At 53.5% G+C, this 19,008-nt stretch carries 21 protein-coding genes; 19 read left to right on the forward strand and 2 right to left on the reverse strand.

Annotated features, from left to right (window positions below; all coding sequences use genetic code 11):
* Positions 1 to 102 precede the first annotated feature (102 nt).
* From cysJ to cysH, 3 genes are all read left to right on the forward strand, one after another.
* Positions 103 to 1,902 (forward strand): NADPH-dependent assimilatory sulfite reductase flavoprotein subunit, encoded by a 1,800-nt coding sequence (gene cysJ, locus OGV71_RS24365; RefSeq protein ID WP_286534141.1) that lies wholly within the window; start codon positions 103 to 105, stop codon positions 1,900 to 1,902.
* Positions 1,902 to 3,614 (forward strand): assimilatory sulfite reductase (NADPH) hemoprotein subunit, encoded by a 1,713-nt coding sequence (gene cysI / locus OGV71_RS24370; protein ID WP_204583317.1) that lies wholly within the window; start codon positions 1,902 to 1,904, stop codon positions 3,612 to 3,614. The genes cysJ and cysI overlap by 1 nt, the downstream gene beginning before the upstream one ends.
* Before the next feature lie 83 nt (positions 3,615 to 3,697).
* Positions 3,698 to 4,432: a phosphoadenosine phosphosulfate reductase gene (gene cysH / locus OGV71_RS24375; protein ID WP_003034149.1), complete on the forward strand. Its 735-nt coding sequence runs from the start codon at positions 3,698 to 3,700 to the stop codon at positions 4,430 to 4,432.
* A 44-nt stretch (positions 4,433 to 4,476) separates the two neighbouring features.
* Here the strand turns inward: cysH and OGV71_RS24380 are convergent, their stop codons facing one another.
* Entirely contained in the window at positions 4,477 to 5,520 is a 1,044-nt protein-coding gene (locus OGV71_RS24380; protein ID WP_032938348.1) for an aminopeptidase, read from the reverse strand.
* Between the two features lie 254 nt (positions 5,521 to 5,774).
* On the opposite strand from OGV71_RS24380, the gene cysD reads away from it, so the two are divergent.
* From cysD to rpoS, 12 genes are all read left to right on the forward strand, one after another.
* Positions 5,775 to 6,683 carry a sulfate adenylyltransferase subunit CysD gene (gene cysD, locus OGV71_RS24385; RefSeq protein ID WP_003034152.1) on the forward strand — a complete coding sequence of 303 codons (909 nt, stop codon included), beginning with the start codon at positions 5,775 to 5,777 and terminating at the stop codon, positions 6,681 to 6,683.
* A gap of 9 nt (positions 6,684 to 6,692) precedes the next feature.
* Complete coding sequence (cysN, locus tag OGV71_RS24390; protein ID WP_204583318.1) at positions 6,693 to 8,120, forward strand: sulfate adenylyltransferase subunit CysN; 1,428 nt, start codon at positions 6,693 to 6,695, stop codon at positions 8,118 to 8,120.
* A complete protein-coding gene (gene cysC, locus OGV71_RS24395; protein WP_003034157.1) occupies positions 8,120 to 8,725 on the forward strand; it encodes an adenylyl-sulfate kinase in 606 nt (201 codons plus the stop codon). The genes cysN and cysC overlap by 1 nt, the downstream gene beginning before the upstream one ends.
* 47 nt (positions 8,726 to 8,772) lie before the next feature.
* Complete coding sequence (locus OGV71_RS24400; protein ID WP_003034160.1) at positions 8,773 to 9,096, forward strand: DUF3561 family protein; 324 nt, start codon at positions 8,773 to 8,775, stop codon at positions 9,094 to 9,096.
* Positions 9,097 to 9,311: 215 nt separating this feature from the next.
* Positions 9,312 to 9,623, forward strand: a complete 312-nt coding sequence (gene ftsB, locus OGV71_RS24405) for a cell division protein FtsB (RefSeq protein ID WP_003034163.1) — start codon at positions 9,312 to 9,314, stop codon at positions 9,621 to 9,623.
* Positions 9,624 to 9,641: 18 nt separating this feature from the next.
* Positions 9,642 to 10,337, forward strand: a complete 696-nt coding sequence (gene ispD / locus OGV71_RS24410) for a 2-C-methyl-D-erythritol 4-phosphate cytidylyltransferase (protein WP_003840328.1) — start codon at positions 9,642 to 9,644, stop codon at positions 10,335 to 10,337.
* Positions 10,338 to 10,392: 55 nt separating this feature from the next.
* Positions 10,393 to 10,872 carry a 2-C-methyl-D-erythritol 2,4-cyclodiphosphate synthase gene (ispF, locus tag OGV71_RS24415; protein WP_003034167.1) on the forward strand — a complete coding sequence of 160 codons (480 nt, stop codon included), beginning with the start codon at positions 10,393 to 10,395 and terminating at the stop codon, positions 10,870 to 10,872.
* On the forward strand, positions 10,869 to 11,918 hold the full coding sequence (gene truD, locus OGV71_RS24420; RefSeq protein ID WP_204583319.1) for a tRNA pseudouridine(13) synthase TruD: 1,050 nt from the start codon (positions 10,869 to 10,871) through the stop codon (positions 11,916 to 11,918). Before ispF ends, truD begins: the two co-directional genes overlap by 4 nt.
* A complete protein-coding gene (surE, locus tag OGV71_RS24425; RefSeq protein WP_003825728.1) occupies positions 11,899 to 12,660 on the forward strand; it encodes a 5'/3'-nucleotidase SurE in 762 nt (253 codons plus the stop codon). The genes truD and surE overlap by 20 nt, the downstream gene beginning before the upstream one ends.
* On the forward strand, positions 12,654 to 13,280 hold the full coding sequence (locus OGV71_RS24430) for a protein-L-isoaspartate(D-aspartate) O-methyltransferase (protein WP_003034172.1): 627 nt from the start codon (positions 12,654 to 12,656) through the stop codon (positions 13,278 to 13,280). Before surE ends, OGV71_RS24430 begins: the two co-directional genes overlap by 7 nt.
* Positions 13,281 to 13,464: 184 nt before the next feature.
* Positions 13,465 to 14,547 carry a murein hydrolase activator NlpD gene (gene nlpD, locus OGV71_RS24435; protein ID WP_223232897.1) on the forward strand — a complete coding sequence of 361 codons (1,083 nt, stop codon included), beginning with the start codon at positions 13,465 to 13,467 and terminating at the stop codon, positions 14,545 to 14,547.
* A 62-nt stretch (positions 14,548 to 14,609) separates the two neighbouring features.
* Positions 14,610 to 15,602 (forward strand): RNA polymerase sigma factor RpoS, encoded by a 993-nt coding sequence (rpoS, locus tag OGV71_RS24440; protein WP_000081498.1) that lies wholly within the window; start codon positions 14,610 to 14,612, stop codon positions 15,600 to 15,602.
* 142 nt (positions 15,603 to 15,744) lie between these two features.
* Here the strand turns inward: rpoS and OGV71_RS24445 are convergent, their stop codons facing one another.
* Positions 15,745 to 16,149 (reverse strand): MarR family winged helix-turn-helix transcriptional regulator, encoded by a 405-nt coding sequence (locus tag OGV71_RS24445; RefSeq protein ID WP_032938341.1) that lies wholly within the window; start codon positions 16,147 to 16,149, stop codon positions 15,745 to 15,747.
* A 157-nt stretch (positions 16,150 to 16,306) separates the two neighbouring features.
* On the opposite strand from OGV71_RS24445, the gene OGV71_RS24450 reads away from it, so the two are divergent.
* The 4 genes from OGV71_RS24450 (at position 16,307) to OGV71_RS24465 (ending at position 18,967) form a co-directional block, all read left to right on the forward strand.
* On the forward strand, positions 16,307 to 16,900 hold the full coding sequence (locus OGV71_RS24450; RefSeq protein WP_204583320.1) for a non-oxidative hydroxyarylic acid decarboxylases subunit B: 594 nt from the start codon (positions 16,307 to 16,309) through the stop codon (positions 16,898 to 16,900).
* On the forward strand, positions 16,900 to 18,327 hold the full coding sequence (locus OGV71_RS24455) for a non-oxidative hydroxyarylic acid decarboxylases subunit C (RefSeq protein WP_061549725.1): 1,428 nt from the start codon (positions 16,900 to 16,902) through the stop codon (positions 18,325 to 18,327). The genes OGV71_RS24450 and OGV71_RS24455 overlap by 1 nt, the downstream gene beginning before the upstream one ends.
* Positions 18,328 to 18,337: 10 nt before the next feature.
* A complete protein-coding gene (locus OGV71_RS24460) occupies positions 18,338 to 18,574 on the forward strand; it encodes a non-oxidative hydroxyarylic acid decarboxylases subunit D (RefSeq protein WP_071696826.1) in 237 nt (78 codons plus the stop codon).
* Positions 18,575 to 18,814: 240 nt separating this feature from the next.
* Entirely contained in the window at positions 18,815 to 18,967 is a 153-nt protein-coding gene (locus OGV71_RS24465; RefSeq protein WP_003034202.1) for a Hok/Gef family protein, read from the forward strand.
* Positions 18,968 to 19,008 lie beyond the last annotated feature (41 nt).

The raw sequence follows: 19,008 nt of genomic DNA on the forward strand, positions 1-19,008 counted from the left end.
TTTCTATCCCTTCTTTAATTGTTACTATCCCCGCCGTTAACCTTATCTTCAGTTTGGGTTTTATTGCTGAAATCCGCTTTGCTTACTGGAACATGACAACGCATGACGACACAGGCCCCACCTTCCGCTCTGCTACCGCTAAACCCGGAGCAACTGGCACGCCTTCAGGCAGCCACGACCGATTTCACTCCCGCACAGCTTGCGTGGGTTTCTGGCTATTTTTGGGGCGTGCTGAATCAGCTGCCTGGTAGCAATGCAGCGGCGCTTGCGCCTGTCGCTGAAATGCCAGGCATTACGCTTATCTCCGCCTCGCAAACCGGTAATGCGCGTCGTGTGGCGGAAGCCCTGCGCGATGATCTGATCGCCGCGAAGCTCAACGTCACTCTGATCAACGCTGGCGACTATAAATTCAAACAAATCGCCAATGAAAAACTGCTGATCGTGGTGGCGTCGACGCAAGGGGAAGGTGAACCGGCGGAAGAAGCCGTGGCGTTGCATAAATTCCTGTTCTCGAAAAAAGCGCCAAAGCTCGATAACACCGCTTTTGCCGTGTTTGGTCTTGGCGACACCTCCTATGAGTTTTTCTGTCAGTCAGGAAAAGACTTCGATGCGAAACTGGCTGAGCTGGGCGGTGAACGTCTGCTCGATCGTGTAGATGCCGACGTCGAATATCAGGCCGCCGCCGCGCAGTGGCGTGCCCGTTTGATTGATGTCCTGAAAGCACGTGCGCCTGCAGTACCGTCTGTGCAAGTTGCCGCGAGCGGTGCGGTAAATGAAGTACACACCAGCCCGTACACCAAAGAAGCGCCGCTGACGGCGTCGCTTGCGGTGAATCAGAAAATTACCGGCCGTGACTCTGAAAAAGACGTACGCCATATTGAAATTGATTTAGGCGATTCCGGCCTGCGTTATCAGCCGGGCGATGCCTTGGGCGTCTGGTATCAGAATGACCCGGATCTGGTTAAAGAACTGGTTGAACTGCTGTGGCTGAAAGGTGATGAACCGGTGACGGTTGAAGGCAAAACCTTGTCGCTCGCTGAAGCGTTGCAGTGGCATTTCGAGCTGACGGTGAATACCGGCAATATCGTGGAGAACTATGCCACCTTAACCCGCAGCGAAACATTGCTGCCGTTAGTGGGTGACAAAGCACAGTTGCAGCATTATGCCGCCACCACGCCCATCGTCGATATGGTGCGCTTTTCCCCAGCGCAACTGGATGCTCAGGCGTTAGTTGATCTTCTGCGTCCGTTGACGCCGCGTTTGTACTCCATTGCCTCTTCTCAGGCGGAAGTGGAAAGCGAAGTGCACGTCACCGTGGGCGTGGTGCGTTATGAGATAGAAGGCCGCGCCCGTGCTGGTGGTGCTTCCAGTTTCCTCGCCGACCGCGTGGAAGAAGAAGGTGAAGTTCGCGTGTTCATTGAACACAACGACAATTTCCGCCTGCCGTCAAACCCGCAGACACCGGTGATTATGATTGGCCCGGGTACGGGAATTGCACCGTTCCGTGCTTTCATGCAGCAGCGTGCGGCTGATGGAGCCGAAGGCAAAAACTGGCTGTTTTTCGGTAACCCGCACTTTACCGAAGATTTCCTGTATCAGGTGGAATGGCAGCGTTACGTCAAAGAGGGCGTACTGAGCCGTATCGATCTCGCCTGGTCCCGCGATCAAAAAGAAAAAGTCTACGTACAAGATAAACTGCGCCAACAGGGCGCGGAACTGTGGCGCTGGATTAACGACGGTGCCCACATTTATGTCTGCGGCGATGCCAATCGTATGGCGAAAGACGTTGAGCAGGCGTTGTTGGAAGTGATTGCCGAATTCGGTGGTATGGATATCGAAGCGGCGGATGAATTTTTAAGTGAGCTGCGCATTGAGCGCCGTTATCAGCGAGATGTCTACTAATGAGCGAAAAACATCCAGGACCATTGGTGGTCGAAGGCAAACTGTCCGACGCTGAGCGTATGAAGCTGGAAAGCAACTATCTGCGCGGTACCATTGCCGAAGATTTAAACGACGGCCTGACCGGCGGGTTTAAAGGCGACAACTTCCTGCTGATCCGTTTTCACGGTATGTACCAGCAGGACGACCGCGATATCCGCGCCGAACGTGCCGAGCAAAAGCTGGAACCGCGTCACGCGATGCTGCTGCGCTGTCGTCTGCCGGGTGGAGTGATCACCACCAAACAGTGGCAGGCGATCGACAAGTTCGCCCATGACAACACCATTTACGGCAGCATTCGTCTGACCAACCGTCAGACCTTCCAGTTTCACGGCATTCTGAAGAAGAACGTTAAGCCGGTACACCAGATGCTGCACTCCGTCGGCCTGGACGCACTGGCGACCGCCAACGATATGAACCGTAACGTGCTGTGTACCTCCAACCCGTATGAATCTGAGCTGCACGCCGAAGCCTACGAGTGGGCGAAAAAGATCTCCGAACATCTGCTGCCGCGCACCCGCGCCTATGCAGAGATCTGGCTTGATCAGGAAAAAGTTGCGACCACTGACGAGGAGCCGATCCTCGGTCAAACCTATCTGCCGCGTAAGTTTAAAACCACGGTGGTGATCCCACCGCAGAACGACATCGATCTGCATGCCAACGACATGAACTTCGTGGCGATTGCAGAAAACGGCAAGTTGGTGGGCTTTAACCTGCTGGTGGGCGGCGGTTTGTCCATTGAGCATGGCAATAAGAAAACTTACGCCCGGACGGCAAGCGAATTTGGTTATCTGCCGCTTGAGCATACACTGGCCGTGGCAGAAGCGGTGGTGACGACTCAGCGTGACTGGGGTAACCGTACCGATCGTAAAAACGCCAAAACCAAATACACGCTGGAACGCGTAGGCGTTGAGACCTTTAAAGCTGAAGTTGAGCGCCGCGCGGGGATCAAGTTTGAGCCTATCCGCCCGTACGAGTTCACCGGTCGCGGCGATCGTATCGGCTGGGTGAAAGGGATCGACAATAAATGGCATCTGACGCTGTTTATTGAAAACGGCCGTATCCTGGATTATCCGGGCCGTCCATTGAAAACCGGTCTGCTTGAGATCGCGAAGATCCACAAAGGTGAGTTCCGTATTACCGCGAACCAGAACCTGATCATTGCAGGTGTTCCTGAGAGTGAAAAGGCGAAGATCGAGAAGATTGCGCAGAAGAGTGGCTTAATGAATGTGGTCACTCCGCAGCGTGAAAACTCGATGGCCTGCGTGTCGTTCCCAACCTGTCCGCTGGCGATGGCGGAGGCCGAGCGCTTCCTGCCAGCGTTTATCGACAACATCGACACGCTGATGGCGAAGCACAGCCTGAGTGATGAAAATATTGTCATGCGTGTGACTGGCTGCCCGAACGGTTGCGGCCGCGCGATGCTGGCGGAAGTTGGTCTGGTGGGGAAAGCGCCCGGACGTTACAACCTCCATTTAGGGGGCAACCGTATTGGAACTCGCATTCCCCGGATGTTTAAAGAGAACATCACCGAGCCGGAAATTCTGGCATCGCTGGATGAACTGATTGGGCGCTGGGCGAAAGAGCGCGAAGCGGGTGAAGGCTTCGGTGACTTTACGGTGCGTGCGGGCATTATTCGCCCGGTGCTCGATCCTGCCCGGGATTTCTGGGAATAATGTGAAATTGATTTATCGGGTCTGCTGAATCGGCAGACCTGATAAGCGCAGCGCCATCAGGCAAGGCAAACAGTGAGGAACTTATGTCCAAACTCGATCTCAACGCGTTGAACGAACTGCCGAAAGTTGAACGCGTTATGGCGTTGGCGCAAACCAACGACCAACTGGAAAAATTGAGCGCCGAGGATCGCGTGGCGTGGGCGCTGGAAAACCTGCCTGGCGAATATGTACTGTCATCAAGTTTTGGTATTCAGGCGGCAGTGAGCCTGCACCTGGTAAATCAGGTTCGCCCGGATATCCCGGTGATCCTCACCGATACCGGTTATCTGTTCCCGGAAACCTACCAGTTTATTGACGAGTTAACGGACAAGCTCAAGCTTAATCTGCAAGTCTACCGGGCGAAGGAAAGTGCGGCCTGGCAGGAAGCGCGCTATGGCAAACTGTGGGAGCAGGGCGTTGAGGGCATTGAAAAATACAATGACATCAACAAAGTCGAGCCGATGAACCGGGCGCTACAGGAGCTCGACGCGCAGACCTGGTTTGCCGGTCTGCGCCGTGAGCAATCGGGCAGTCGTGCGCATTTACCGGTGCTGGCTATTCAGCGTGGTGTGTTTAAAGTTCTGCCGATCATCGACTGGGACAACCGTACGGTTTACCAGTATCTGCAAAAGCATGGTCTGAAGTACCATCCACTGTGGGATCAGGGCTATCTGTCAGTCGGCGATACCCATACCACCCGCAAATGGGAGCCGGGAATGGCGGAAGAAGAGACGCGGTTTTTTGGGCTGAAAAGAGAGTGCGGGCTGCACGAAGGCTAACTGTTAAAAGCCCGGTAACGTTTACTTATTACCGGGCTTCTTCTTCAGGATTTACCTGCTTTCGCCAGTTCTTTTACCAGCGGCAGCATAATGCGTACTACGTCGCGGCTACGGCGCTCTATCCGGCCCGGTAAGGCTTTATCGATATGCTGCTGGTTATCCAGTCGCACATCATGCCAGCTGTTGCCAGACGGGAACGAGGCGCTTTTGGCGCGCTGTTGGTAGCCATCTTTCTTGCCCAGGTTCCAGTTGGTCGCTTCAACGGAGAGCACAGCAATACCCGCGTCGTCGAAGACCTCCGCATCGTTACAACATCCTGTTCCCTTCGGATAGTCTTTGTTCAGGCCTGGATTGGTGCTGGCTACAATGCCGCGACTATGCGCGATAGCCAGTGCCCGGTCGCGCGTCAGTTTTCGCACCGCTTCCGGGGTTTTCTTACCGCTGTTGAAATAGAGCTTATCACCGACAATCAGGTTATCGAGGTTGATAACCAGCAGCGTGTTTTTCTTCTCGGCGGCGCTCATTCGCTTCAGGATGTTCTCCGCGCCCAGTTTGCCTTCTTCCTCGCCGCTGGTGGCGATAAATCGGATGCCGTACTGCGTCGGCACGTCTTTGAGTTTTTCCGCTAGTTCCAGCATCACGCCAACACCTGCAGCGTTGTCGTCGATCCCTTGCAGGGTTAATCCACCCAGATTGGCATCTGAATCGGCATCGCTTTGTGCGGCGTAGGTGTCGAGGTGCGCCATAATAATAATCTGCTGCGGCGCTTTGCCTTCATGTGCTGCAATAACGGTGCTTCCCGTTACGTTATGCCAGTTTTTTCGGTTATCTTTGGCGGTATAAACATAACGGCTATTAAACGTCCGAATATCACTGCTGTAGCCCATCTGCTGAAATTGCTGACGTATATAATCAGCAGATAACATTTCAGCCGGAGATCCCGTCACGCGGCCCGGGAAAAACGTTGCGATATATCGAGCCTGGGTATTTGCGATATCGCCAGGTTTGGAGGATGTTGCCTGTGCAGGAAGGATAAAACACGCGCCGAGCGCCATGGCAGCAATAAGGTGGCGCGTTGCGGAAAACATAATGAGTCCTTAAATACCAAGCAGAAATTTTCAGCCGCTAGTATGAAACTGTGATCGAGGTAAAACAATTTCATTTGCTCCTAAATGCCCGAAATCCGGTAGCTTAAGCACTTTTTGATATTTGCTTTTCCGGATCGTTATTCCTTTGAGGAACTACTCATTCCAATTCGTAATTTCATTCGCCCTCTTGCCCTCCCTATAGTCAGGTTATCTGAGCATCGTTAGCAAAATAACGGCATTACATAGGAACGGTTATGGATCAAAAACGACTTACCCACCTGCGGCAACTGGAAGCGGAAAGCATCCATATCATTCGTGAGGTGGCCGCCGAGTTTTCTAATCCGGTGATGATGTATTCCATCGGCAAAGATTCCAGCGTAATGCTGCATCTGGCGCGTAAAGCGTTTTATCCTGGCACGCTGCCGTTCCCATTACTGCACGTTGATACCGGCTGGAAATTCAGCGAAATGTACGAGTTTCGTGACCGTACGGCGAAAGCCTACGGCTGCGAACTGCTGGTGCATAAAAACCCGGAAGGGGTGGCGATGGGCATCAACCCGTTCGTCCACGGCAGCGCCAAGCATACCGACATTATGAAAACCGAAGGGCTGAAGCAGGCGCTCAATAAATACGGTTTTGATGCCGCGTTTGGCGGTGCTCGTCGTGACGAAGAGAAATCGCGTGCCAAAGAGCGTATTTACTCTTTCCGCGATCGTTTTCATCGCTGGGATCCTAAAAATCAGCGCCCGGAGCTGTGGCACAACTACAACGGACAAATTAACAAAGGCGAAAGTATTCGCGTCTTCCCGCTCTCCAACTGGACCGAACAGGATATCTGGCAGTACATCTGGCTGGAAAACATCGACATCGTGCCACTGTACCTGGCGGCGGAGCGTCCGGTGCTTGAACGCGACGGCATGTTGATGATGATTGATGACGACAGAATCGATCTGCAACCCGGGGAAGTGATTAAAAAACGCATGGTGCGTTTCCGTACGCTCGGTTGCTGGCCACTGACAGGCGCGGTGGAGTCGAATGCGCAGACGCTGCCGGAAATTATCGAAGAGATGCTGGTCTCAACCACCAGTGAACGTCAGGGCCGCGTGATTGACCGCGACCAGGCGGGCTCCATGGAGCTGAAGAAACGTCAGGGGTATTTCTAAGGAGCCGCCATGAACACGACACTTGCACAACAAATTGCTAATGAAGGCGGCGTTGAAGCCTGGATGGTTGCCCAGCAACACAAAAGTCTGCTGCGCTTTTTAACCTGCGGTAGCGTGGATGACGGGAAAAGCACCCTGATTGGTCGCTTGCTGCATGACACGCGTCAGATTTATGAAGACCAGCTTTCATCGCTGCACAATGACAGTAAACGTCACGGCACTCAAGGCGAAAAGCTTGATCTGGCGTTATTGGTTGACGGCTTGCAGGCCGAGCGCGAGCAGGGCATCACCATCGACGTGGCTTACCGTTATTTCTCTACCGAGAAGCGTAAATTTATTATTGCGGACACACCCGGGCATGAACAGTACACCCGTAACATGGCGACCGGTGCGTCGACCTGCGACCTGGCGATCCTATTGATCGATGCGCGTAAAGGCGTGCTGGATCAGACTCGTCGTCATAGCTTTATCTCCACGCTGCTTGGGATCAAACACCTGGTGGTGGCGATCAACAAAATGGATCTGGTGGACTTTAGCGAAGAGACATTTAACCGCATTCGCGAAGACTATCTTACTTTTGCTGAACAACTGCCGGGCAACCTGGATATCCGGTTTGTGCCGCTCTCTGCGCTGGAAGGCGATAACGTGGCTTCGCAAAGCGCCAGTATGCCGTGGTACAGCGGTCCGACGCTGCTGGAAGTGCTGGAAACCGTTGAGATCCAGCGCAGTATTGATACTCAGCCGATGCGCTTCCCAGTGCAGTATGTGAACCGACCGAATCTGGATTTTCGTGGTTATGCCGGAACGCTGGCCTCCGGTAGCGTGAAGGTCGGGCAGCGCGTCAAAGTGCTGCCGTCCGGCGTTGAGTCCAGCGTAGCGCGGATCGTGACCTTTGATGGCGATTTACAGGAAGCGCATGCAGGTGAAGCGATCACCCTGGTGCTGAAAGATGAGATCGATATCAGCCGGGGCGACCTGTTACTTGATGCCGGTGAGGCGTTGCCGGCGGTACAAAGCGCAGCCATTGATGTGGTTTGGATGGCGGAACAACCGCTGTCGCCTGGACAAAGCTACGACATCAAAGTCGCAGGCAAGAAGACCCGCGCACGCGTTGATAATGTGCAATATCAGGTCGATATAAACAACCTGACCCAACGTAACGTTGAAGCGCTACCGCTGAACGGCATCGGTCTGGTTAATCTGACCTTTGATGAGCCGCTGGTGCTGGATACCTATCAGCAGAACCCGGTGACGGGCGGGCTGATAATTATTGACCGCCTGACCAACGTTACCGTTGGCGCGGGACTGGTGCGTGAGCCACTTGTTCAGGAGCACGCCGCGGCTTCTCAGTTCAGCGCGTTTGAGCTGGAGCTTAATGCACTGGTGCGTCGCCACTTCCCACACTGGGGTGCGCGCGATCTGCTGGGAGGAAAATAATGGCGCTGCATGACGAAAACGTCGTCTGGCATGCCCATCCTGTTACACCGCAACAGCGGGAACAACGCCACGGTCATCGTGGTGTTGTACTGTGGTTTACCGGGCTGTCAGGCTCCGGTAAATCCACGGTAGCAGGGGCGCTTGAAGAAGCGTTGCATAAGCTGGGGGTGAGTACTTATCTCTTGGATGGCGATAACGTGCGTCACGGCTTGTGCAGCGATCTTGGATTTAGTGATGCCGATCGTAAGGAGAATATTCGCCGGGTTGGTGAAGTGGCTAACCTGATGGTGGATGCGGGTCTTGTGGTGTTGACCGCCTTTATCTCACCGCATCGCGCTGAGCGCAAAATGGTTCGTGAGCGAGTTGGCGAAGGGCGTTTTATTGAAGTTTTTGTCGATACGCCATTAGCAACGTGTGAAGCACGCGATCCAAAAGGGCTGTATAAAAAAGCGCGGGCGGGTGAGTTACGCAATTTCACCGGAATTGATTCGGTATACGAAGCGCCTGAATCGCCAGAGATTCATCTTGATGGTGAACAATTGGTAACAAATTTGGTACCCCAATTATTAGACCTGCTGAGGCAGGAAGATATTATCAGATCCTGAGACACCCGAGCTCACATGCCCGGTCAGTCACGGTCACAGGATTAGATATGCGTAACAGCCATAACATTACAATTACAGAGTCAGATACCTTCGCCGCCGACGACGAAACCACCTGGTCACTACCGGGGGCCGTGGTCGGTTTTATCGCATGGTTGTTGGCGCTGGGATTCCCGTGTCTGATGTATGGCCCTAATACACTGTTTTTCTTCATTTATACCTGGCCCTTTTTCCTCGCGTTGCTGCCCGTGGCGATTGTCGCGGGTATTGCCTTGCACTCGCTATTGAAGGGGAGGTTGCTGCTGAGCATTACCTGTACCCTGCTGGTGGTTGGGGCGATGTTTGGCGCACTATTTTTATGGTTATTGGGTTAGGCAAACGCTTTTTTTTAACAATCGCCGACGTTGTTCACTCTCTGGTCATAATTCAAACCGTAACCAACAATGAGATTGTGTTCTCCTTACACGGGGTATACGTAACAACGGGCAAATGTGGTACATTTGCCCGCGTTGTCGCGGCATTCCCGACCGTTGATGTAAAGTTGTCTGCGGAAGTTATGGGATATTAATGCCGTTTTTCAGGGGGCAGGATGGGTAAACTAACGCTGCTGTTGCTGGCTTTATTAGTCTGGCTGCAGTATTCGCTGTGGTTCGGTAAGAACGGCATACATGACTATAGTCGCGTCAACGATGATGTTGCTGCGCAGCAAGCTACAAACGCGAAACTTAAAGCGCGTAACGATCAGCTCTTTGCCGAAATTGACGATCTCAATGGCGGACAAGAGGCTATTGAGGAGCGTGCGCGCAACGAACTCAGTATGACTAAGCCGGGCGAAACTTTTTATCGTCTGGTGCCTGACGCGTCTAAACGCGCTCAGACTGCAGGGCAAAACAATCGATAAACCGTCCAGGGATTTAACATGGCAGCCACTTTATTGGACGTTTGCGCCGTGGTGCCGGCTGCCGGGTTTGGCCGCCGAATGCAAACAGAGTGTCCTAAGCAGTACCTCTCTATTGGCAATAAAACCATTCTTGAACACTCGGTTGATGCGCTGCTGGCTCATCCCCGGGTGACGCGAGTCGTCATCGCTATCAGCCCAGGCGACAGTCGCTTTGCCCAACTTCCACTTGCTGCGCACCCGCAAATTACGGTGGTGGATGGCGGCAACGAGCGTGCCGATTCTGTCCTTGCCGGTTTGCAAGCCGCAGGGGAGGCCCGTTGGGTGCTGGTGCATGACGCCGCGCGTCCGTGCCTGCACCAGGATGATCTGGCCCGTTTGCTGGCAATCAGCGAGTCCAGCCGTACCGGCGGGATCCTTGCCGCACCGGTACGCGACACAATGAAGCGCGCGGAGCCGGGGCGAACAGACATCGCCCATACGGTCGATCGCACCGATTTATGGCATGCGTTGACGCCGCAGTTTTTCCCGCGCGAGTTATTGCACGATTGCCTGACGCGTGCACTCAACGAAGGTGCAACTATTACAGACGAAGCTTCGGCGCTGGAATATTGCGGCTTTCATCCGCAGCTGGTCGAAGGGCGTGCTGACAACATCAAAGTCACCCGCCCGGAAGATCTGGCGCTGGCGGAATTTTATCTGACCCGAACTATCTAGATACATCATCCTTCAGGCTGCCTGGAGGACGCTGTGTATATCAGGAGAAGGCATAATGCGAATTGGACACGGTTTCGACGTACACGCTTTTGGAGGAGTTGGCCCAATTATCATTGGTGGTGTGCGCATCCCGTATGAAAAAGGATTGCTGGCGCATTCTGATGGCGACGTGGCGTTACACGCGTTAACCGATGCTCTGCTGGGCGCGGCTGCGCTGGGGGATATCGGTAAGCTATTCCCGGACACCGACCCGGCCTTTAAAGGTGCTGATAGTCGTGAATTATTGCGTGAAGCCTGGCGGCGTATTCAGGCCAAAGGCTATACGCTTGGTAATGTGGATGTGACAATTATTGCCCAGGCGCCGAAGATGCTGCCGCACATTCCACAAATGCGAGTGTTTATTGCCGAAGACCTCGGCTGCCATATGGATGATGTTAACGTGAAAGCGACCACCACGGAAAAACTCGGTTTTACCGGGCGTGGGGAAGGGATTGCCTGTGAAGCGGTGGCGTTACTCATTAAGGCAACGAAATGACTGCGTTTGAAGATCTGACGTATCTCCATGGCAAACCACAAGGCCATGGCATTCTGAAAGCGAATCCGGAAGACTTTGTCGTCGTCGAAGATTTAGGCTTCGAACCCGATGGCGAAGGCGAGCACATTTTGGTGCGTATCCTGAAAAACGGTTGTAACACCCGTTTTGTGGCTGACGCGCTGGCGAAATTCCTGAAAATTCATGCCCGCGAAGTGAGCTTTGCTGGCCAGAAAGACAAGCATGCGGTCACGGAACAGTGGCTGTGTGCGCGTGTGCCGGGCAATGCGATGCCTGATTTAAGCAAATTTGAGCTTGAAGGCTGTAAAGTGCTGGAGTACGCACGCCACAAGCGTAAGCTGCGTTTAGGGGCGCTGAAAGGCAACGAATTTACGCTGGTGCTGCGTGAAGTGAGCGAGCGAAATGATGTTGAAGCGCGTTTGCAGGCAATTAACGAGCGCGGCGTTCCGAACTATTTTGGCGCTCAGCGTTTTGGTATCGGCGGCAGCAACCTGCAAGGGGCGCTGCGCTGGGCGCAAAGCGATGCGCCGGTGCGCGATCGCAATAAACGCAGTTTTTGGTTGTCGGCGGCCCGTAGCGCGTTGTTTAATCAGATAGTCAGTGAACGCCTGAAAAAAACAGACTTTAATCAAGTTGTTGACGGCGATGCGCTACAATTATCGGGGCGCGGAAGCTGGTTTGTCGCCGCACAGGAAGAACAAACTGAATTACAGCGTCGCGTCGATGAGAAAGAATTGATGATTACAGCGGCATTACCGGGCAGCGGTGAGTGGGGAACTCAACGCGACGCGCTGGCGTTTGAAGAAGCCGCTGTTGCTGATGAAACCGCGCTGCAGTCTCTGTTATTGCGCGAGAAAGTCGACGCGTCGCGTCGCGCTATGTTGCTGTATCCACAACAATTAAGCTGGAACTGGTGGGATGACGTAACCGTTGAGTTACGTTTCTGGCTACCGGCAGGTAGCTTCGCCACCAGTGTTGTAAGGGAACTTATTAACACAATGGGTGATTATGCGTATATTGCTGAGTAACGATGATGGGGTTCACGCACCCGGTATACAAACGCTGGCGAAAGCGCTGCGTGAGTTTGCTGACGTACAGGTGGTTGCCCCGGATCGTAACCGCAGTGGCGCGTCCAACTCGCTGACGCTGGAATCCTCACTTCGCACGTTCACCTATGATAACGGTGATATCGCCGTACAAATGGGTACACCTACCGATTGCGTCTATCTGGGCGTTAACGCATTAATGCGTCCGCGTCCGGACATTGTCGTGTCTGGTATTAACGCAGGTCCTAATCTCGGCGATGATGTTATCTATTCCGGTACCGTTGCGGCGGCGATGGAAGGTCGTCACCTGGGCTTCCCTGCGCTGGCTGTCTCACTTGATGGGCATAAACACTACGATACTGCTGCCGCAGTAACCTGCCGTATCTTACGGGCGCTGAGTCGTGAACCGCTGCGCACCGGGCGCATTTTGAATATCAACGTGCCGGATTTACCGCTGGATCAGATTAAAGGTATTCGCGTCACCCGCTGCGGTAGTCGCCATCCTGCGGATCAGGTGATACCACAGCAGGACCCGCGCGGTAATACGCTGTACTGGATCGGGCCACCGGGCGAAAAGTGCGACGCCGGACCGGATACTGATTTTGCCGCCGTCGATGAAGGCTATGTTTCCATCACGCCGCTGCATGTCGATTTAACCGCATACGGCGCGCATGAAGTTGTTTCTGACTGGCTAGACAGCGTGGGAGCCGACACGCAATGGTAAGCAGACGCGTACACACTCTTCTTGAACAATTACGTGCGCAGGGCATCAGAGATGAGCTTGTTCTCGATGCACTTGCCGCCGTGCCGCGTGAAAAATTCATTGATGAGGCGTTTGAACATAAGGCCTGGGACAATATTGCCCTGCCGATTGGTCAGGGGCAGACGATTTCGCAGCCCTATATGGTTGCACGGATGACCGAGCTGCTGGAGTTAACGCCACAGTCCCGGGTGCTGGAAATTGGTACCGGCTCTGGCTACCAAACGGCGATTCTGGCGCACCTGGTGCACCATGTGTGCTCTGTTGAGCGCATTAAAGGTTTGCAGTGGCAGGCGCGTCGTCGACTTAAACAGCTTGATTTACATAATGTTTCTACCCGTCATGGTGATGGATGGCAAGGCTGGCAAGCGCGAGCCCCGTTTGACGCTATCATTGTTACGGCAGCGCCGCCTGAGATCCCAACCGCATTGATGATGCAGTTGGATGAAGGCGGCATTCTCGTCTTACCCGTGGGTGACGAGCACCAGTTTCTGAAACGGGTGCGTCGTCGGGGAGGCGAATTTATTATCGATACCGTGGAGGCCGTACGCTTCGTTCCCTTAGTAAAAGGGGAGCTTGCGTAGATACAGGCTCTGAATACCTGGAGTTTTCCTGGATATTCTGGAATTAGTAAGCGTATCGTGGTCACGTTTCCAGTGCCCAGTCCGATGCCTTGCACGGTGATTACGTCACTGGTTTTAACCAAATTTTCCTGGGGGATAAATGAGCGCGGGAAGCCACAAATTTACCGTTCGCCGCATTGCGGCATTGTCACTGGTTTCATTATGGCTGGCAGGTTGTTCAAATACCTCGAATCCACCTGCACCGGTCAGTTCCGTTGATGGCGGTGCATCAACGAACACCAATTCCGGTATGCTGATTACGCCTCCACCAAAAATGGGCTCGACGTCGACAGTACAGCAAACGCCGCAGATCCAGCCGGTGCAGCGTCCGACCACACAGTCAACACAGATCCAGCCTGTTGCGGAACAACCTGTGCAGATGGAAAACGGTCGTATTGTGTACAATCGTAAGTATGGGAACATTCCGAAAGGTAGCTATACGGGCGGCAGTACCTATACTGTTAAGAAAGGCGATACCCTTTTCTATATTGCCTGGATTACCGGGAACGATTTCCGTGATCTCGCACAACGCAATAACGTTCCGGCCCCGTATGGCCTGAATGTCGGTCAAACTCTGCAAGTGGGCAATGCGTCTGGCGCACCGATTACCGGTGGAAATGCCATCACCCAGGCGGATGCAGCACAGCAAGGAGTTGTGACCAACCCTGCACAAAATTCCACCGTTGCTGTTGCTTCGAAACCAACAATTACGTATTCTGAGGATTCAGGTGAACAAAGTGCTAATAAAATGTTGCCGAACAACAAGCCTGCTGGGACTGTGGTCACAGCGCCTGTAACGGCTCCGGCAGTTAGCGCAACCGAATCAACTGCAAGCTCAACGTCAACCAGCTCGCCAATCTCTACCTGGCGCTGGCCGACCGACGGCAAAGTGATCGAAAACTTTGCGGCTACCGAAGGTGGCAATAAAGGGATCGACATTGCAGGCAGCAAGGGACAGGCTATTGTCGCGACCGCAGATGGACGCGTCGTCTATGCCGGTAACGCGCTGCGTGGTTACGGTAATCTTATTATCATCAAACATAACGATGATTACCTGAGTGCCTACGCCCATAACGATACAATGCTGGTCCGGGAACAACAAGAAATCAAGGCGGGGCAGAAAATAGCTACCATGGGTAGTACCGGAACCAGTTCAACACGCTTGCATTTTGAAATTCGTTACAAGGGGAAATCCGTAAACCCGCTGCGTTATTTACCGCAGCGATAATTCGGCGGAACCAGGCTTTCACGTGCTAGTTCCGTTAGGGATCACGGGTAGGAGCCACCTTTATGAGTCAGAATACGCTGAAAGTTCATGATTTAAATGAAGATGCGGAATTTGATGAGAACGGAGTAGAGGCTTTTGATGAAAAAGCCTTGAGTGAAGAGGAACCCAGTGATAACGACCTGGCTGAAGAAGAGCTGTTATCGCAGGGGGCCACACAGCGTGTGTTGGACGCGACTCAGCTTTACCTTGGTGAGATTGGTTATTCGCCACTGTTAACAGCCGAAGAAGAAGTTTATTTTGCGCGTCGCGCACTGCGTGGGGATGTCGCATCCCGCCGTCGCATGATTGAAAGTAACCTGCGTCTGGTGGTGAAAATTGCTCGTCGTTATGGCAATCGTGGTCTGGCATTGCTGGACCTGATTGAAGAGGGCAATCTGGGACTGATCCGTGCAGTCGAGAAGTTTGACCCGGAACGCGGGTTCCGCTTCTCAACATACGCAACCTGGTGGATCCGCCAGACGATCGAACGGGCGATAATGAACCAAACCCGTACGATCCGACTGCCAATTCACATTGTAAAAGAGCTGAACGTCTATCTGCGTACCGCGCGTGAGTTGTCGCATAAACTGGACCACGAACCGAGCGCAGAAGAGATTGCTGAACAACTGGACAAACCGGTTGATGACGTCAGCCGTATGCTCCGACTCAACGAGCGTATTACCTCGGTAGACACCCCGCTGGGTGGCGATTCCGAAAAAGCGTTGCTGGATATTCTGGCCGATGAAAAGGAAAACGGCCCGGAAGACACCACGCAAGACGATGATATGAAACAGAGCATCGTCAAATGGCTGTTCGAACTGAACGCCAAACAGCGTGAGGTACTGGCACGTCGCTTTGGTCTGCTGGGGTATGAAGCTGCGACACTGGAAGATGTGGGCCGCGAAATTGGCCTCACCCGTGAACGTGTTCGCCAGATTCAGGTTGAAGGTCTGCGTCGTCTGCGTGAAATCCTGCAGACTCAGGGACTGAATATCGAAGCGCTGTTCCGCGAGTAAGCACAAGTTCTATCAAGAAAGGCCAGTCTCATTGAGACTGGCCTTTTTCTATGTTTGTTGCCTGATGGCACTGCGTTTATCAGGCCTATGGGGAGCCGGACTTTGTAGGCCGGATAAGACATTTATGTCGCCATCCGGCAGATTAGTTCATCATCTTACGCACCAGACGTGTGAACTGCTCACGTTCTTCATCAGATAATCGCCCCAGAAACTCATCATCCACGCTATCGCCTAACGGGGTTGCGCTGGCCAGTAATGCTTCTCCTTGCGCGGTCAAATAAACAAACCGCCGACGCTTATCTGCCGGGTCGTGTTCACGTCTGACCAACTCCCGTTTTTCCATCCGGCTCAGCATTTCCGCAAGCGTTGCCTTGGTACAGACTGCGGCTTCGGTCAGGGCGACCTGCTCAATGCCGGGATGCTCGGCAATGGCGCGCATCACCGCATACTGCGGTTTGGTCAGATCCGGTAATTCATGTTGCCAGCGAGCCGTATGTTGCTGAAAAAGCTGACGTAAAAGGTGAAAGGCTGTGTTTCTTAACGGCATGAGAGCTCCGGAATATCTGTCAGTCTCTATCTTAACGGGTAACGCGTCATAGTTTAACCATTGCTGCTTTAGCAATCTGTGCGAGGTGCTCTTGTCCGGAATGTATCGAGGGAGTATTTTAATAAAATGTTCGTACACGAACAAAATTGAGGGCGAAATGAGACTGATTGTAGGAATGACCGGGGCGACCGGCGCACCGCTTGGTGTGTCGCTATTGCTGGCACTGCGGGAAATGCCGGGGGTAGAAACCCATCTGGTGCTGTCAAAGTGGGCCAAAACCACCATTGAACTGGAAACACCATACAGCGTCCGTGATGTGTCGGCGTTGGCCGATTATTGCCACAACCCGGCGGACCAGTCGGCGACCATATCCTCAGGATCGTTTCGTACTGACGGCATGATCGTTATCCCCTGCAGTATGAAAACGCTGGCCGGTATTCGAGCAGGCTACGCGGAAGGACTGGTGGGGCGTGCTGCTGATGTGGTGCTGAAAGAAGGGCGCAAGCTGGTGCTGGTTCCGCGCGAAATGCCGCTCAGCACTATTCATCTGGAAAACATGCTCGCACTTTCCCGCATGGGCGTGGCGATGGTCCCGCCGATGCCCGCGTTTTACAACCACCCGCAAACGGTCGATGACATCACTCAGCATATCGTTGCGCGTGTGCTCGATCAGTTTGGTCTGGAGCATCCAAACGCCCGTCGCTGGCAGGGTTTACGGCAGGCGCAGAATTTTTCACAGGAGAATGAATAATGGCATTTGATGATTTGCGCAGCTTTTTACAAGCGCTGGACGACCAGGGACAATTGCTGAAAATCAGTGAAGAAGTCAACGCTGAGCCGGATCTGGCTGCGGCGGCTAACGCGACCGGACGTATTGGCGACGGTGCGCCAGCGCTGTGGTTTGACAATATTAGTGGTTTTACCGACGCCCGCGTGGCGATGAATACCATCGGCTCATGGCAGAATCATGCCATTTCATTAGGCCTGCCGCCCAATACGCCGGTGAAAAAACAAATTGATGAGTTTATCCGTCGTTGGGATAAATTTCCGGTTACGCCGGAGCGTCGTGCCAACCCGGCGTGGGCTGAAAACTGTGTTGATGGTGAGGAGATCAACCTGTTTGATATTCTGCCGCTGTTTCGTCTGAACGATGGTGACGGCGGTTTCTATCTTGATAAAGCTTGCGTGGTGTCGCGCGATCCGCTGGATCCGGACAACTTCGGCAAACAGAACGTCGGCATTTATCGTATGGAAGTGAAGGGCAAACGCAAGCTTGGCCTGCAGCCGGTGCCGATGCATGATATCGCGCTGCATCTGCATAAAGCTGAAGAGCGCGGTGAAGATCTGCCAATTGCCATCACGCTGGGTAACGATCCTATCATCACCCTGATGGGGGCCACGCCGCTGAAGTACGATCAGTCGGAATACGAAATGGCGGGAGCGCTGCGTGAAAGCCCGTACCCGATCGCTACCGCACCGCTCACCGGCTTTGACGTGCCTTGGGGTTCGGAAGTGATCCTCGAAGGGGTCATTGAAAGCCGTAAGCGTGAAATCGAAGGGCCGTTTGGCGAGTTTACCGGGCACTATTCCGGTGGACGTAATATGACGGTCGTACGTATCGATAAAGTCTCTTATCGCACCAAACCGATTTTTGAATCGCTATATCTGGGGATGCCGTGGACGGAGATTGACTACCTGATGGGGCCGGCAACCTGCGTACCGCTGTATCAACAGCTGAAAGCCGAGTTCCCGGAAGTGCAGGCGGTGAATGCCATGTACACCCACGGTTTGCTGGCGATTATCTCCACCAAAAAACGCTACGGCGGCTTTGCCCGCGCGGTGGGGCTGCGTGCAATGACGACGCCGCATGGCCTGGGTTACGTGAAAATGGTGATTATGGTTGATGAGGATGTTGACCCGTTCAACCTGCCGCAGGTGATGTGGGCGCTGTCTTCGAAGGTCAACCCGGCGGGCGATCTGGTGCAACTGCCGAATATGTCGGTGCTTGAGCTTGATCCGGGTTCCAGTCCGGCGGGGATTACCGACAAGTTAATTATTGATGCCACCACGCCGGTCGCGCCGGATAACCGTGGGCACTACAGCCAGCCGGTATGTGATTTACCGGAAACGAAAGCCTGGGCAGAAAAACTGACCGCCATGCTGGCCAACCGTAAATAAGGAGTAGCAGATGATTTGTCCACGTTGTGCCGATGAACATATTGAAGTGATGGCAAACTCGCCGGTAAAAGATGTCTGGACGGTATATCAGTGCCAGCATTGTCTGTACACCTGGCGTAATACCGAGCCGCTACGTCGTACCAGCCGCGAGCACTACCCGGAGGCGTTTCGTATGACGCAAAAAGATATGGATGATGCACCGATGGTGCCGAGTATTCCACCGCTGCTGGCGGAAGGTAAGCGCTAATACTGAAGGCCCGGGATTCCGGGTCTTTTTTGCGAGCAGACTCGTAACGTATTGATAAATTGATTTGTTACAGCGGCATCGGGAATAGAATAGCGGCGGGTGCTTGAGGCTTTTTGGGCTTTGAGCATTGTCAAGGTCCCGGAAAGACAAAAGCCCCAGGAGATAGTTCTATCAACCTGAGGCTAGCGTACAAACCTGAACAATTTGGATGTTAGTCTCTTCTTTGCAGGGAGGCAAGACATGCTGACAAAATATGCCCTTGTGGCAATTGTAGTGCTGTGTTTCACGGCGCTGGGATTCACGTTAATGGTGCGAGATTCGTTGTGCGAGTTAAGTATTAAAGAACGTGGTATGGAGTTTAAAGCTGTTCTCGCTTACGAACCGAAGAAGTAGCAACAACGCGGGGGAAACCCCGCGTCCTGATGGTCCGGTTT

Source organism: Citrobacter sp. Cf088, assembly GCF_030334295.1.
Classification (GTDB): Bacteria; Pseudomonadota; Gammaproteobacteria; order Enterobacterales; family Enterobacteriaceae; genus Citrobacter; species Citrobacter freundii.